Annotated in this window: 11 protein-coding genes; 4 read left to right on the top strand and 7 right to left on the bottom strand. The window is 32.2% G+C overall.

The genetic code is table 11. The features are described 5' to 3' along the window. Window positions 1-22: 22 nt before the first annotated feature. Window positions 23-733: a LytTR family DNA-binding domain-containing protein gene (locus Q0998_RS04010; RefSeq protein ID WP_299666579.1), complete on the top strand. Its 711-nt coding sequence runs from the start codon at window positions 23-25 to the stop codon at window positions 731-733. Between the two features lie 169 nt (window positions 734-902). Here the strand turns inward: Q0998_RS04010 and Q0998_RS04005 are convergent, their stop codons facing one another. Then, entirely contained in the window at window positions 903-1025 is a 123-nt protein-coding gene (locus Q0998_RS04005) for a hypothetical protein (RefSeq protein ID WP_299666715.1), read from the bottom strand. 454 nt (window positions 1026-1479) lie between these two features. Here Q0998_RS04005 and Q0998_RS04000 point away from each other — a divergent pair, with 454 nt between their 5' ends. From Q0998_RS04000 to Q0998_RS03990, 3 genes are all read left to right on the top strand, one after another. Then, complete coding sequence (locus Q0998_RS04000; protein WP_299666578.1) at window positions 1480-4716, top strand: TonB-dependent receptor; 3237 nt, start codon at window positions 1480-1482, stop codon at window positions 4714-4716. Between the two features lie 14 nt (window positions 4717-4730). Then, window positions 4731-6458 carry a RagB/SusD family nutrient uptake outer membrane protein gene (locus Q0998_RS03995; RefSeq protein WP_299666576.1) on the top strand — a complete coding sequence of 576 codons (1728 nt, stop codon included), beginning with the start codon at window positions 4731-4733 and terminating at the stop codon, window positions 6456-6458. A gap of 309 nt (window positions 6459-6767) precedes the next feature. Further along, entirely contained in the window at window positions 6768-8195 is a 1428-nt protein-coding gene (locus tag Q0998_RS03990; RefSeq protein WP_299666574.1) for a sulfatase, read from the top strand. A 397-nt stretch (window positions 8196-8592) separates the two neighbouring features. Here the strand turns inward: Q0998_RS03990 and Q0998_RS03985 are convergent, their stop codons facing one another. The 6 genes from Q0998_RS03985 to Q0998_RS03960 all read right to left on the bottom strand — a co-directional run bounded on the left by Q0998_RS03985 (window position 8593) and on the right by Q0998_RS03960 (window position 15046). After that, window positions 8593-8760, bottom strand: a complete 168-nt coding sequence (locus Q0998_RS03985; RefSeq protein WP_299666572.1) for a hypothetical protein — start codon at window positions 8758-8760, stop codon at window positions 8593-8595. Window positions 8761-8779: 19 nt separating this feature from the next. Next, window positions 8780-9883, bottom strand: a complete 1104-nt coding sequence (locus Q0998_RS03980; protein WP_299666570.1) for a DUF5009 domain-containing protein — start codon at window positions 9881-9883, stop codon at window positions 8780-8782. A 420-nt stretch (window positions 9884-10303) separates the two neighbouring features. Next, window positions 10304-11215 (bottom strand): T9SS type A sorting domain-containing protein, encoded by a 912-nt coding sequence (locus Q0998_RS03975; RefSeq protein WP_299666568.1) that lies wholly within the window; start codon window positions 11213-11215, stop codon window positions 10304-10306. A gap of 203 nt (window positions 11216-11418) precedes the next feature. Continuing rightward, on the bottom strand, window positions 11419-12261 hold the full coding sequence (locus tag Q0998_RS03970; RefSeq protein WP_299666565.1) for a PKD domain-containing protein: 843 nt from the start codon (window positions 12259-12261) through the stop codon (window positions 11419-11421). A 27-nt stretch (window positions 12262-12288) separates the two neighbouring features. Then, the gene (locus Q0998_RS03965) at window positions 12289-13662 is read right to left on the bottom strand and encodes a DUF4832 domain-containing protein (RefSeq protein WP_299666562.1); all 1374 of its coding nucleotides are present in this window, start codon (window positions 13660-13662) and stop codon (window positions 12289-12291) included. A 25-nt stretch (window positions 13663-13687) separates the two neighbouring features. Further along, window positions 13688-15046, bottom strand: coding sequence for a Gfo/Idh/MocA family oxidoreductase (locus Q0998_RS03960; protein ID WP_299666560.1), 1359 nt, complete (start codon window positions 15044-15046; stop codon window positions 13688-13690). Window positions 15047-15099 lie beyond the last annotated feature (53 nt).

Below are 15099 nucleotides of genomic sequence, written 5' to 3'. Positions count from 1 at the left end.
TTAAAATTTATAGAATTTAGTTATGAGCGTACAATGTTTAATTATAGATGATGAGCCTTTAGCAATCAATATTATTAAAAACTACTTACAACAATTAGATAGTTTTGAAGTTGTCAATACTTTTGACAATGCTATAGATGGCTTGAATTTTTTAAAAAACACGAGTGTAGATGTTATTTTTTTAGACATTAACATGCCTGTTTTAGACGGTATTAATTTTATAAAAAGTTTAGAAAATCCTCCTTTAATTATTATTACAAGTGCCTATAGTGACTTTGCGTTAGAAACATATGAGTTAGATGTGTTAGATTATTTGGTGAAACCAATAGAGTTTCCAAGGTTTGTAAAGGCTGTAAATAAAATTAGCAAACGATTAGACGGTTCTAGTACCGTTCTTGACAAAACAAACGACAGGCCTTATCTTTTTGTAAAAATTGATAAGAAAAAAATGAAGAAAATTTTTTTGGATGAAATTCTAACCGTAGAATCTCTGAAAGATTATTTAAAAATAAACACAACAACAGGTAAATACATCATTCATAGCACATTATCTGACTTTACCAATTTATTGCCTTCTCATAATTTTATCAGAATTCACAGATCGTATACCATTGCTATTAATAAAATTGATGCTGTTGAGGGAAATAGTGTAGAAATTGAAGGCCTTAGATACGTTATAGGCAGGTCGTATATAGAAAGTGTAAAACATAAAATTTTAAACTCTTCTATCTAATTACTTACTTTAAAAGGGATAACGTTTAAAGGACTATATGCCAACATAATTAGTTTACACTAATTCTGTTCATTTGTAGTTGAATTAAAATGAGAAGTAGGTTCATTAAAATCAATATATCCCTATTCAACCAATACCTAACAGTTGAAAATCTAAACCTTCTAGTTCTTTAATGGTATGCTTGTAATGTAAAACAGTAATCAAGCAGCTCCTCAATATTTACGCTTCCACTTCCATCAGGAATATTTATATTTTCTAAAGAAATGTCTACGTGGTTAAAATGCTCATCCATAAAGTAACAGTAGATAAAAAAGATGCTGTATCGTATGATTTTAATAGTACATATTCATAGTTATGAATATACACTAACTTTTCAAATAAATTTTATTTATAGTTATAGCACTACTAATCAAATTAATGCAATTTTATCATTTCTATCGAAGTTGGGCAGTTGTTCGTCGAAATTTTTAATTCCTTAGAAAAAGAAATTTCTAAGTTTAAATAATTGTTAATTCATTGTAACATAAAAGTGGGCAACATATTAATGATGATAAAACCATAAATTTATGATGCTAAAACTACTACAATAAATGATTTTAAACAGCCAAAAATAGGGTTTTCCTATCATAAAATTAATTAATATAAATGATTATAATTTATCTATTATGAAAATTAAACTACAAAAAATTAGTTGCTGCCATAAACAAAAGCAAACAGATCTTACTTCAAAAAATCTTATCTTTCTTTTGATACTTATATGTTCTGGATTCAACTCCATCCAGTATGCTGCTACTTCTCCAGTAAACTTCGAATTAAATAATTCTATGCTACAAAAACAAATTAGTGGGACTGTAATAGACAATACTGGAAGCCCGATGCCAGGAGTAAGTGTCTTAGAAAAAGGAACTACTAACGGAAAACAAACAGATTTTGATGGTAAGTTTACCATTTCTGTGGGTGCAAATGCAACTTTAACCTTTTCCTATTTAGGATATAAGACAGAAGAAGTTGTTGTTGGTACTCAAACAAATTTAACTGTTACTTTAGAAGAAGATGCAACCCAATTAGATGAAATTATTGTGGTTGGTTATGGTACTCAGAAAAAAGTAAATTTAACTGCTGCCGTATCTGTAATTAATTCAGAAATTTTTGAAAACAGACCTACAGCAAATGCTATTCAGTCTTTACAAGGTTCTGTGCCAGGTTTGGTAATTACCAATTCTTCTACAGGTGGTGAGCCAGGGACTGCTCCAAACATTAATATACGTGGTTATTTAGCGAGTACCGAAACAGGAGGACTTGCTAGCGATGGACCATTAATACTTGTTGACGGAATACGTATGAGTTTAAATAATATAAACCCAGAAGATATTGAATCTGTTTCAGTGTTAAAAGATGCATCGGCTGCAGCAGTTTATGGTTCTCAAGCATCGGGTGGCGCTATTTTGATTACTACAAAAAGTGGTAAAAGTATGAATGGAAAGATGAGAGTAAATTATAGTAATAATTTTTCCCTTTCTCAACCTACAAAATGGCCTAAAAGTGCGAGTCCTATAGATTTTGCCTATACTGTAAATGACGCTAGAATAAATAACAGACAAAATCCTTATCATGATGAAACAGACTTAGCAAATATTTTAGCAAATATGGAAAATCCTGGAAGTGCTCCATCAATTAGTGCAAATGCTGCAGGAACAAACTGGAGCTATTCTTCAATAGGGATTGATGCTACTGGAGCTACAAACTGGGATGAAATCATTTTTAAGGATTGGGCAGAGAGAACTAAGCATGATTTTAGTATTACTGGAGGAACGCAAAAATTAAATTATTATATATCTGCTGGAGCGTTTGATGAAGGTGGTTTATTAGCTGTTGGTAATGAATCTTTTCAAAGATATAACTTAGATTCAAAAATAGGCGCAAAAGCTACAGACTGGTTAGAAATAGAATTAATTACAAAATATAGAAAAAGCTATAGCGATTTTCCAACAGAGACTTCAAATTTCGGTGTAGCTGGTAATAAATCTAGGGTATTAGATTTACTTTCAAAATTAAAACCAACATTACCTCAATTCGATCCAATCTATGGCGAAGAACTCCTTCAACATTCCTATTATCCTTTTTGGGATTCTCAACGTGCTAAAACAAAAAATAACCAGTTGGTTATTTCACCAAGGTTAATAATTAAGCCTGTTAAAGGTTTAAAAATAGACGCTCAATTTAACTACAGAAGAGATGATAATCTACAAGAAATTATTATTTTATCGAGCCAATTGGTAAGACCTGCAGGTATTATTGATAGAATTACTCAGGAAAACACCTCTTATAGTCCGTCTTTTATTACCAATGAATATTTTTCACCAAATATTTTTGCAACTTATGACGCTTCCTTTGGAGATCATAATTTTCAAGCAATGGCAGGTTATCAAAGTGAAGAAAGTAATTTTCATTCAATAAGTGCTAGTGCTCCATATTTGGCTACTGATAATTTTATATCTATAAGTACATCTTTAGACCAAGAAAACCAAACAGTAAATGATGCTTTAACACATTGGGCAACACAAGGTGTTTTTGGTAGATTTAGATATAACTACAATGAAAAGTATTTATTTGAATTTAGCGGTAGAATGGATTATTCCTCTAGGTTTGAACCTGATTTAAGAAACGAATTCACTCCCAGCTTTTCAGCTGGATGGAATATTGCCAAAGAAGAATTTTGGCCTCTTGAAGATATTAATATGTTTAAATTAAGAGGTTCTTATGGTGAGACAGGTAATCAAAATGTAAGTGGACTTTATGGATACATTTCAAGTTTAGATGTAAACCAACTTACAACATTTTTATTTGATGGGACACAAGAATTAAGAGCTCCAACTCCAATTTTAACTACAGAAAACTTATCATGGGAAGTATCAAAGAAAACAGATATTGGTTTTGATATGAGTGCTTTTAATAACAAGCTTGGTATTAGCTTTTCTTGGTATCGTTCTGATACAGATGGCACAATAGCTCCAGGTTTCGATTTACCTGCTCAATTGGGTACAAGTGCTCCCTTGACAAACATAGGAATAACAAGAGTTCAAGGAATAGATTTAGAGATAAACTGGAGACAACAGATAAATGAAAATTTTTCTTATAATATAAGAGCTATATTAGGAGACTATCAAAGAACCGTTCTTGAATATCCAAATGATACTAATTTTATAGGAAATGCTGGTACAAATTTATATGCTGGTAGAGATTTAGGAGAAATTTGGGGATACCAATGGGATGGATGGTTTTTAACTGATGAAGAAGCAGCAAATCATCCTATAGATCAATCTGCAGTTACAGGTTGGGCATTTTCCGCAGGAGATACTAAATATAAAGATTTAAATGGTGATGGTGTCATTAATCAAGGTAGTGGAGAACTAGGAGATAATGGTGATTTTAGTGTTATAGGGAACTCTACTCCACGTTATCAATATGGTATAACATTTGGGTTTAATTACAAAAATTTAGATTTTAATGCTTTTGTACAAGGTGTTGGAAAAAGAGATGTATTGTTATCTAACCACCAACGTTTTAGAGGACCTGCACAAGGACCCTTTCATATTAATGTATGGGAAGAACATTTAGATTACTTTAGACCTGAAGATACAACAAGTCCGTTAGGCCCTAATACCGATGCTTATTTTCCTGCTCCTTATACAGCAAATCCTGGAAGAAATAATAAAAACTATGCAAGAGCTGTAGACCGTTATATCCAAAATGGTGCGTATACAAGATTGAAAAGCTTACAATTTGGGTACACTATTCCTAAGGATATCACTAATAAATACAATATTTCAAACTTAAGACTTTTTTTTACAGGAGAAAATTTATTTACTATTAGCGATCTAATGTTTTTTGATCCAGAAGTTGTAACTGCTGGGGTAGTAGGTAGCGCACAATCATATCCTTTATCTAAGATAATTTCTTGGGGACTTAATGTTTCATTTTAAAAATTCAAAAAATCATGAAAAATATATTAAAAATAAGTATACTTTGTACGATAATAGTTTTATCGTCATGTGAAGACTTTTTAAATAGAACTCCTTTAGATGAAGTTAATTCAGAAGATTTCTACAAAAACGCTGCAGAATTACGAATAGCTGCTAACGATTTTTATCAGACTTTACCTGGTTGGGCATCACTTAATGTAGGCTTTAACACTTTACCAGATACTGGAACAGATATGGTTATTGGTCAAAATGCACCAGCACGATTAAGTGGCACTAATTATAATGTTCCTGCAACTTCTTCTGCTGGTAATTGGGGTAGATGGGATGAAATTAGAGAAACAAACTGGTTTTTAGATCGCTCTGACCAAGCAGAAGCTGAAAGTGAACAAGAGCAAGAGGAAATTAATCACTACATTGGTGAAGGCTATTTTTTTAGAGCCTACTATTATTTTGAGATGTTAATTAGTCATGGTGATCTGCCTATTTTAGATAGATATTTCGATAATAATGATGAAGAGCTGGTATTTAAAGCTAGAGACCCAAGAAGTGATGTCGCTAATTTTATTCTTTCAGATTTAGACAAAGCAATATCTTTACTCCAATCTTTTCCAAATACCCCTGATGCTGGACCAAGAATTAGCAAAGAAGCTGCTCAACTACTCAAAGCAAGAGTAGCACTATTTGAAGGTACTTGGGAAAAATATCATGCTGGAACTGTTTTTGGTGTTACTGATTCTGATGGATCTTCTTTTCTACAAATTGCTGCAGATACTTCTGAAGATATTATAGATAGTGGTATTTTTTCTCTAAGTCCTGATTATGGAGATTTGTTTATACAAATAGGTTTAAGTGGCAATAGTGAGGTGATACTTTGGAGAGATTATAACGATATAGGTCTAGATATTAATAACGTGTTACAACTTTCTTGGCCAAATAGATGTGCTTACACTAGGTTTGCCATTCGTAGCTACTTGTGTTCTGATGGATTACCTACTGCGGTAAGCCCATTATATGTTGGAGATCAAGACTTAAATACTATCGAAAATAACAGAGATTCAAGATTAATGGCTTCTATAATGGTTCCTGGTGACTTATTAACTAAAAATACAGACAATTCAGAAGTTTTATGGGCTAATCCAGATTTTAGCACTGCCAATGCTGGAGATACAGGCTATGAATCACAAAAATATAGGAATCCAAATATAGACGCAGATATTAATAATTTTACAAGAAGTACTTCTAGAATTATTATGCGCTATGCAGAAGCTTTATTAATATTTGCAGAAGCAAAAGCAGAATTAGGGACTATTAGCCAAGGAGATTTAGACAAATCAATAAATTTATTAAGAGTTAGAGTAGGAATGCCAAATATTGTACTTGGAGCAATTGTTACAGATCCAAATTGGCCAAATTATGGTTATGCACTTTCAGATATATTGTACGAAATAAGAAGAGAGCGTTCTGTAGAATTTCTTGCAGAAGGTTTTAGAGCTAGTGATTTATATAGATGGAGAGCACATAGTTTATTCGACGGAGATCAACCTAGAGGAGCGTATTATGATGATGGTGTTGTAAATGTTGAATTAGATCCAGCTAATGCAGATTTAGACTCCGAAGGTTATATTTTACCTTTTAATGATATTGGCAATTATAATTTTGACCCTACAAGAGCTTATTTATTACCTATTCCTTTAGATGAATTAAGTTTGAACCCCAACTTAACCCAAAACCCAGGTTGGTAAGAAAATTATTTAGTTGACTTGTATAAATTCGTTTTAATTTATTGGTTGCTTAAAATCTTTTTTAAGCAACCTTTTTTTAGTAACAAACTAGCTAAAGATTGCTGAAAATATTTTTAAAAGTTAATGGAATATTTGACTATAATACTTCTAAATATTTAAATTTGGTAAATTGCAACTTAAGAAATCTACAATCAATTTCTAGATCATTAGGTATTTTTTTCACTGAAAAACTTAGAACTAAACATACAAAAATAATTTCTATATAAGTCTTAGAAGGCATTTTTAAATTCGCAACTAAATTTAAATAAAATGAAAACTATTTTTTATTTATTATTCTTGTCTTTATTTATTATTTCTTGTCACAAGAAAACAGAAAAAACGCACAACGATGAAATCAAAAAACCTAATATCGTATTTATTTTAGCTGATCAATGGCGGGCGCAATCAACTGGCTATGCTGGTAATCCTAATGTAAAAACTCCCAATCTAGACAAACTTGCTTCCGAAGGAATTTGTTTTACAAATACAGTTTCCACGAGCCCTGTATGTACTCCCTACAGGGCGATGTTACTTACTGGTCTGTATGTATTAAAAAATGGTATGTTTATGAATGATCTTTCTCTAAACCCTAAGGCTAATAGTTTCGCAAAACTCTTTAAAGAAGAAGGATACCATACTGCCTATATTGGAAAATGGCATCTAGATGGTCATGGTCGTTCAGCATATATACCCAAAGAAAGAAGACAAGGTTTCGATTATTGGAAAGCGTTGGAGTGCTCTCATAAGTATCATAACTCAAGCTACTGGGGAAATGATGACAAACTACATCAATGGGAAGGTTACGATGCAGAAGCTCAAACAAAAGACGCCATTGCTTATATAGAAAAACAGTCAAAAAGTAAAAAGCCTTTTTCATTGATCCTCGCATGGGGACCACCTCATGCACCGTATCAAACTGCGCCTAAAGAATTTCAGGATGTATACAAAAATGTGGACATACAATTAAGACCAAACGTTCCAGAAGAATTAGCTGAAAATACAAAAACCCTATTAAAGGGATATTATGCGCATTGTTCTGCGCTAGATAGTTACATACAACAGTTACAGGACGCCATTAAGCGAAGTAATATTGAAAATAATACCATTTTCGTTTTTACATCAGACCATGGCGATATGATCAATAGTCATGGTAAAAAGAAAAAACAACAAATCTATGAAGAATCAGCTAAGGTGCCTTTTATTCTTAAATATCCAGCTTTATTTGGAAAAGAAGGAAAGAAAAGTGATTTCTTATTAAATACCCTAGATATACTACCCACTATGTTAGGAATGTCTGGTATAAGTATTCCCAAAGGGTTAGACGGTGAGAATATTACAGATATCATTCTTGAAAAAAAAGAGGATCATAGAAAAGCATCTTTGGTTGCATGCATTCAACCATTTGGCCAATGGAAGAGAAAAAATGGAGGAAAAGAATTTAGAGGCATTATCACAAAAACACATACCTATGCCAAAGATTTAGAGGGCGAATGGTTGCTGTTTGATAATGTTGCAGACCCGTATCAATTAAATAATTTGATAGAAAACCCTACTTATAATAGCATTTCTAAAAACTTAGAAAAATTACTTGAAGAAAAACTCAATCGTTTAGATGATGCATTTTTGCCAGGACAAACATACATAGAGAAGTGGGGACATACGGTTGATTCAACGGGAACCGTACCTTATCAATGGTAATCTTAAGAAAGGATTGTGCATTCTTTTAGCTAGTCCATGGCTAAACAGATTCTAAAAATTGAGATTTAAAACATGTACTGGTAAATTTAAGAATAAACTCGTTTCAAATGTTATTTGTGTATCCTTTTAGAGTTCTTATGGCTTTCAATAGAAATTCGGTTTAATATGATTTTTTAAAATCGAGAACTTGTCCGCTTAACAATCTATCGCAGGTGATTATTAGAGTTTCATCACCAATATTATTTATAGTGAATACGCTTTCTTGATTTGGCTGTAAAGTTTTAAGAGATGTAGTATTCGGTTTTTCAAATTTTGTTATTTCAAATTTATAGCCTGTATTAAGGCTGGCTTCTTTTATACGTGCTAAAGTTTGATATTTGTATTGATCGTTTCCATCTCAAACAACAATACCAGTCATGGGTTGTACCTTTGTGAATTCTGAAACACCTCCTTTATTTAAAATTGGATCATCAGCAATTGGGTCCTCTTCATGAAAGCTCACTCCACCGCTACAAGCAATCATAAAGAAACTAAAACTTACAATTATTTGTGCTATTTTTTTCATGATGGGTTGTCTTTTAAAGTTAAATTTTAATGTAGGTATTGTTTTTATGCATGTACCATAATAAGAGATAAATGATTCCGAAACCTCCCACAGTTGCAAAAGCATTATAATAACCCCCTAAATAGTGTTCAAAACCAAACAGTACTTGTTTTGCTAGCTCTGGAAAATTGATGACATGAGAAATAACATAAGCGGTAATAGCATTGATACCGATAATTTTTAAAGGTTTTGTCCATTTCGTATAGCCTTTTACGTCGATAATCCAATAAAATAGTGCTAGTAATAAAAAACATATTCCTGAAGAAAATAGCACAAAAGAGCTGTTCCATAATTTTTTTATGATGGGATGCCAAATATTTAATAGCAATCCTAATATTATTGCAATAATTCCGATGTAGATAAGATTACGTGCTATTTTTTCTCTAGGTATTTTAGAGCGAAGTACTTCTCCTGCAAACAAACCAGATAATGTAGTCGCAATAAAACCTAAACCACTTAACAACCAAGTATATTGATACCCATCATCAAAATCGCCAAAAACAAATCTATCAATATATAGCGCAATATTTTTGTTTGGGAGTAATTTGCTAGTACCCATTTCAGGCACATGAGCAAACTCTAATATTAAAGCATACACAACAAGACAAGCTGCAAAAAGCAGATACCTACCATTTTTGCTCAAATGAATGTAGGCTATACAAGAAAAGAAATATCCTACCGCAATTGCTTGAAGGGTATTGCTAAAAATTTGAAATTTTTCTGTGTCTAAAGCCAGTAAATTTCCTTGAACGATCCAACCCAAAATAAATAGAATCACAAAACGTCTTATAATATGCGGATAAAGTTTCGCTTTATTGCCAATTTCTTGTACTCTTCTTTCCATAGAAAAAGGAATTACTACTCCAACAACAAAAAGAAAAAGTGGCATTACAATGTCATAAAAATGAAAACCAAACCATTCTGGATGCTCAAATTGTTTGGCTAAAGCAGCTGTTATTTTAGTATTTGCGCCTTCATGTAGATTATAAAAAAAACGATCTGCAAAAATAATGATGAACATATCAAAGCCTCTTAAAACATCTATGGATAAAAGTCTGTTATTTTTTGTAGAAATAGGATTCATAATTTTAAATTATAGAGATCAGTAGTTAAATACATACTAAGTACAAATTTTAAAGCAATGTTTGTCAGGTGTTTCAATCATTTGTTATTGTCCGTTCGGATCCTAGAAAAATAATTATCAAACGATTGGAATGACGTAATGTCTCCTCGAGCGCAGTCGAGAGGTTTTAATGAGGTCTCGATAGCTTCGCTAGCTACCTTCGGCGCAAAATATCTTTTGCTTCTCGGCAATGCTCAACCAGACATTGTTAGTTAATTATTATTTTTAATAAGTAACTAGCTACTGACCTCTATTAAATTAATTTCTTACTCCGAATTTATTTAGTGATTTTTTATCATAAATTGTATTTTTTACTTTTCAGAAAATTAGATATCACACTAAATTTTAAATCTAGTTGTATTTTACATTTTCAACCAAATTTTATTTAATGATTAATTCTTTAACAACTGTATTCTTGTTGTCTAAAATAAATTTAACGAAATACATTCCTTTTGAGGCCTCTTTTAAATGTATGGTTCTAGACGCATCTTTTTGTGTATGAATTAGTTTACCAGTAAGATCATACACAAAAATTTCTACGTTTTTAACTACATCGGAAACTTTAAAACTAATTTTGCTCGAAGAAATAGCTGGATTTGGGTACATTTCAAAACCTAATAAAAGTTCGTCATTTACACTAGCTGTAGTTTCTTTTTTAATACAACGTACTGCCATGCCCGCTGCTCTATTGTAAGTGCCCATATTTGCATCAGTTCCATTAAAATAAAAACGGCTAGAGACTCCAGCATCTGATGTACTAGTCCAATACCAACCTTCTGTATTGTAATTATAGATAACACCATCATAATATCCTCGATAACCTGTATATGGCAATTTTAAAATACTTGCAAATGCGCTTTCAGCATTTGTAATTGAATGTGCGGTTATTTCTGCCTGAAATTCTGTTGCAGTAGGTAATCTAAAATCAGTTGATACTGCTGTACACGGATCTTCAGTTCCTCCAGTATCTAGCCAACGTGTTGCATCTTGTGTAATTAGCCAATCTGCAGGCCAATCCCAAGAATTTAAATGAATTGTATTAGAACTTTCTGTACCTGCTGCTACTGGTCCCAAAGTAAGACTAGCTGTTCTAAGTTGATGACCATCTGTGTCTCTTCCCCATTGATATATATCTCCAGCATTTTCAATGTCGTCAATACTTGTAGGTATACCTGTTGCTCCTAAATTTCGATCCATCCATATTCTTCCTGTAACGTTAGAATTTACAGTGGTTTGCGCATAACTGAATATGCAACTTGCTATAAAAACAGCATTAAGTAATTTTGTTTTCATTTTATATGTATTTTAATTCATATTCATTTCTATAATTTTTGATGTCTTATAATGTATTTAGATTTAGCATCATTATAACATGTCTGAATTTTTTGGAATTCAACTTGTTTGATAATTTTTAAAATAATTAGGGAAATTAACGGTGACAATAAAAGTTGTCACCGTTAATTTTTATATCATTTATTCACAAAAACTTAAGGTTTCTATTTAAGATATATAATAATTGGCTGTCCACTAACATCTTTAGGAATGAATTCTGCTCCCCAATTCAACCATATTCCTAGTTCAAGAGTATCACCTCCTAATGTTCCAAATATACTTTTTGGAAAACTAAATTCAATGGCATTCGTCTCATCATCAAGAGAAATAACACCCGATGTTTCAAAACTATCTTGTGGTCCAATCCAATTATAACTAAAGCCGCCACCTACACCTGAATGGGAGAATAAAGGGATTTGTCCTGATAAAGAACCTTCAAATAAATAATCTGCACCAAGACTCATCCAGCGCTCCGTATATCCTGTATCTCTGTTTCCATCAGTATTAAATTGCATATCAACTACTTCTAAAGTCATGTCTTTATTTCCTTCAAAATAGATACTGATATTGGCTCCTTTAGTATAAAACTTCATTTTTTTAATGGTAGCATCTGGAAATTCTTCTGAATACGGTACTACATCCCATTCTTCAAAATCACCATCTATTTCTATGTCAGTAGTTATAACTATTGGAGCAACGATAGATTTGGAAGTATATACTTCACCTCCAGCGTCATTATAAGCAGTTAAAGTAACTGTTAATTCTCCGCCTTTAATATCATAACTATACACTGGATTTTCTTCATAAGAATAAAAATAAAGATCTCCAAAATCCCATTTATAACTGGTGGCTCCTTCAGAAAGGTTTGTAAAAGTAAATGTACTTCTATCGCTAGTAAATGAAAAATCAGCTACAATATTTTCTGTTGTGTCTACTTCTGTATCATCTCCACAACTCATAAGCAATGAAAATGCGATAAAAAAGCAGAAAAAATTAATTTTTTTCATGATATATTTATTTTAAGATTAAAAATTTTAATTAATAGTTAAAGTGTGAGATAAATTGTTCAGCCCATTGGTAGCTTCCCAAGTATTGGTATTTGCTAATTGTATTGCATATTCTGGTCTGTTCGATAAAGTATCGTGACCATCTTCAATTTTTAAAAGCAATTCATAATTACCTAAGGGAATTCCTGAAAGACTTACGGATTCCTTTAAATCGTAATCTACAGCTGGTATTACTTTTCGGATATCAAATTGTAATTCTTTTTTATATATAATGCCACCATTAACTGCTCTAAACAATAAAAATGTTTTTTTAGCATTGTATACAGGTGCAAAACCTACATTGTCTATAACTGTGTTTAATTCAAAATTACCACCAACAGTTGCTTCTTTTTTTAAGCTTGCAGATTTTAACAGAATCCTATATCCTAATTGTTTTTGAAAATCTGTAAAACAACCATTATTTCTCCAAACATTTAATACAGGCCCGTAATAGTCAAGATTTAAATAGGTCCACTTTAAGAGTGCCATTTCTGCATGCGCAGTAGTACAACTTGCTGTTGGAATATCACTTGGAGGACAAGTCTCACCGCCAGTAGGCACATACAAAGCTTCACTGCTTATATAGCTTTTTTCTACTGCAATATTTTCATAAGTTCCATAGTCATTTACACTTGCTAAAAAACAATCGTTATGAAAACCGACACGTGCAATGTCTGTTTCTCCATAACCTGTATTAACATCTATTGCGGTTGAGTAGTTAAAAACTTCTTGTTTATATTTTGGTGTTCTTAATTGAATTTTAATCTCTTTAGGTAGCACTTCTAAAAGTTTACCAACAACCGCTGTTCTATTTTCCGTTGTATTTAAACCATTTGTTGTAGTATGCCACTCACCCCAAGAACCAATAAAACCTGCTTGCACAAATGCAATAACATCTGCATTCTCTGTAAAAATTGGTTTTAATTGATCTAAATGAGATGATATACTACTTAAAGGTGCATCTGTATCCGCTTGACTACTATTATATGCAAAACGCAATACACACTTAATACCCGCTTCTCTTAATCTTTCAAAATCAGTTTTTATTAAATCTAATTGCGCTATACTTAAATCGGAATTTTTAAATGCTTCTAAATAATACAAACGCAAAATAATAGTTACATTTTCATTTTTTAAACTATGAAGTGTGATTAAACTAAGCGGATTACCTTCTGATTGAACACTCCAGGTATGCATAAATCCTCTTTCTGGATTTGAAATAACATCAGAGGATGCTGTATAGGTAATTTCAGCTAGCGTTTCATCGATAATTTCTTCTTCATTCTCATTAGAACCAGCACCACAACTCATGCAGCTTAGGTTAATGATAATTAAAAAAAGTAATACAATTTTATTTTTCATAATGTTAGTTTTATGATTTTAGTGGTTAAAATGTGTCTTTTATCCAATGATAAGGCTTTCTCTTTACCCAATTTCCTCTTGTAAAATCCGGGAAATCTTGTGGTGCTCCGTTGTTTTCAATTGATGCTTCAGATAATGGTGTAATAGCACTCCAAGCTGCGGCATCGTAAGCATCCATTGGTGGGGCTACATTTAATTTTGCTGCTTCAACAAAAGCGTGCATTACAAAAAAATCCATACCTCCATGGCCAGCTCCGTTTGCTAGTTCGCCATATTTTTTCCATAATGGATGATCGTATTTTTTTAACCAATTATCTGCATTCTCCCATTCATGTGGTGTTGTTTTTCCATCAATATGAATTCTATTACCATCTACTTCCCATAAGCCATTTGCTCCTTGAACTCTAAAGCCTAGTGAATAGGGTCTTGGCGAATTTGTATCATGTGTTACAATGATAGATTCTCCGTTAGTAGTTTCTATGGTAGAAGTAATTATATCGCCTAATTTAAATTTTATCTTTGCATTTGGATGATTTTCCCCACCATGTTTTACAATATAATTATGCAATCCAACGCTTTTAGTAGCGGTAGATGTTAAAGTCATAAATCTGTTACCTCTATTGATATCGCACATTGCTGCTATGGGACCAGTACCATGAGTAGGATATACATCTGCATTTCTTAAAACAGAGTGCTGTGTTCTCCAAGCAGCTTCTGAAATACCTTTTTCTCCGAATTCTACACCCTTACCATAAGCTGTTTTTCCATCATTAAATTTTACGTGTCTTAAATCGTGTTGATACCCACATCTAAAATGCAATAATTCTCCAAAAACATCTTGTTTGACCATATTTAATACGGCCATAATATCTCTTCGATAATTCACATTCTCTAGAATCATTAAATGAGATCCTGTCTGTTCATGAGTGTTTACCAAATCCCAACATTCTTCCATTGTATTGGCAGCAGAAACTTCTAAGCCTGTATATTTACCAGCTTTCATAGTATCTTTAGCCATTAGTGTATGCCATAACCAAGGTGTAGAGATTACCACAGCGTCTACATTATCTAGCGCTAAAAGATTCCTGTAATCGTAATCGTCTTTCCCAAAAACTAATGGTTTTTTAGATCCGCTTTCTGTTATATGATTTACAGCAATTTTTGTCCTTTTTGAATCAATATCACAAATTGCTGTAATGGTGATATCATTTCTTAATAGTAAATTTTTTAAATGATTTGTTCCACGCAAACCAACACCAATCATTCCTATTTTTAATTTATCGGCATTATGAACAGTTCCCATACCAAACGTATAATTTGGAAGTATGGAAAGACCAGCACCAAGTAGGGCTGTTTTCTTGATAAAATTTCTTCTGGAGTTCATCTTTTATATTATATAAGTATTTTTACATTTTATTTGAAGGGTTGTTTAGTACT

This window comes from uncultured Polaribacter sp. (assembly GCF_947501385.1).
In the GTDB taxonomy this organism is placed as follows: Bacteria; Bacteroidota; Bacteroidia; order Flavobacteriales; family Flavobacteriaceae; genus Polaribacter.
The sequence above is the reverse complement of the archived record's forward strand: the minus strand, read 5'-3'. Positions and strand labels throughout refer to the sequence as shown.

Excerpts from the sequence above, each read along its gene's own strand:
- Q0998_RS04010 (WP_299666579.1), top strand. The coding sequence starts at position 23 with ATGAGCGTACAATGTTTAATTATAGATGATGAGCCTTTAGCAATCAAT.
- Q0998_RS04005 (WP_299666715.1), bottom strand. The coding sequence starts at position 1,025 with ATGGATGAGCATTTTAACCACGTAGACATTTCTTTAGAAAATATAAAT.
- Q0998_RS03995 (WP_299666576.1), top strand. The coding sequence starts at position 4,731 with ATGAAAAATATATTAAAAATAAGTATACTTTGTACGATAATAGTTTTA.
- Q0998_RS03990 (WP_299666574.1), top strand. The coding sequence starts at position 6,768 with ATGAAAACTATTTTTTATTTATTATTCTTGTCTTTATTTATTATTTCT.
- Q0998_RS03985 (WP_299666572.1), bottom strand. The coding sequence starts at position 8,760 with ATGAAAAAAATAGCACAAATAATTGTAAGTTTTAGTTTCTTTATGATT.
- Q0998_RS03980 (WP_299666570.1), bottom strand. The coding sequence starts at position 9,883 with ATGAATCCTATTTCTACAAAAAATAACAGACTTTTATCCATAGATGTT.
- Q0998_RS03975 (WP_299666568.1), bottom strand. The coding sequence starts at position 11,215 with ATGAAAACAAAATTACTTAATGCTGTTTTTATAGCAAGTTGCATATTC.
- Q0998_RS03970 (WP_299666565.1), bottom strand. The coding sequence starts at position 12,261 with ATGAAAAAAATTAATTTTTTCTGCTTTTTTATCGCATTTTCATTGCTT.
- Q0998_RS03965 (WP_299666562.1), bottom strand. The coding sequence starts at position 13,662 with ATGAAAAATAAAATTGTATTACTTTTTTTAATTATCATTAACCTAAGC.
- Q0998_RS03960 (WP_299666560.1), bottom strand. The coding sequence starts at position 15,046 with ATGAACTCCAGAAGAAATTTTATCAAGAAAACAGCCCTACTTGGTGCT.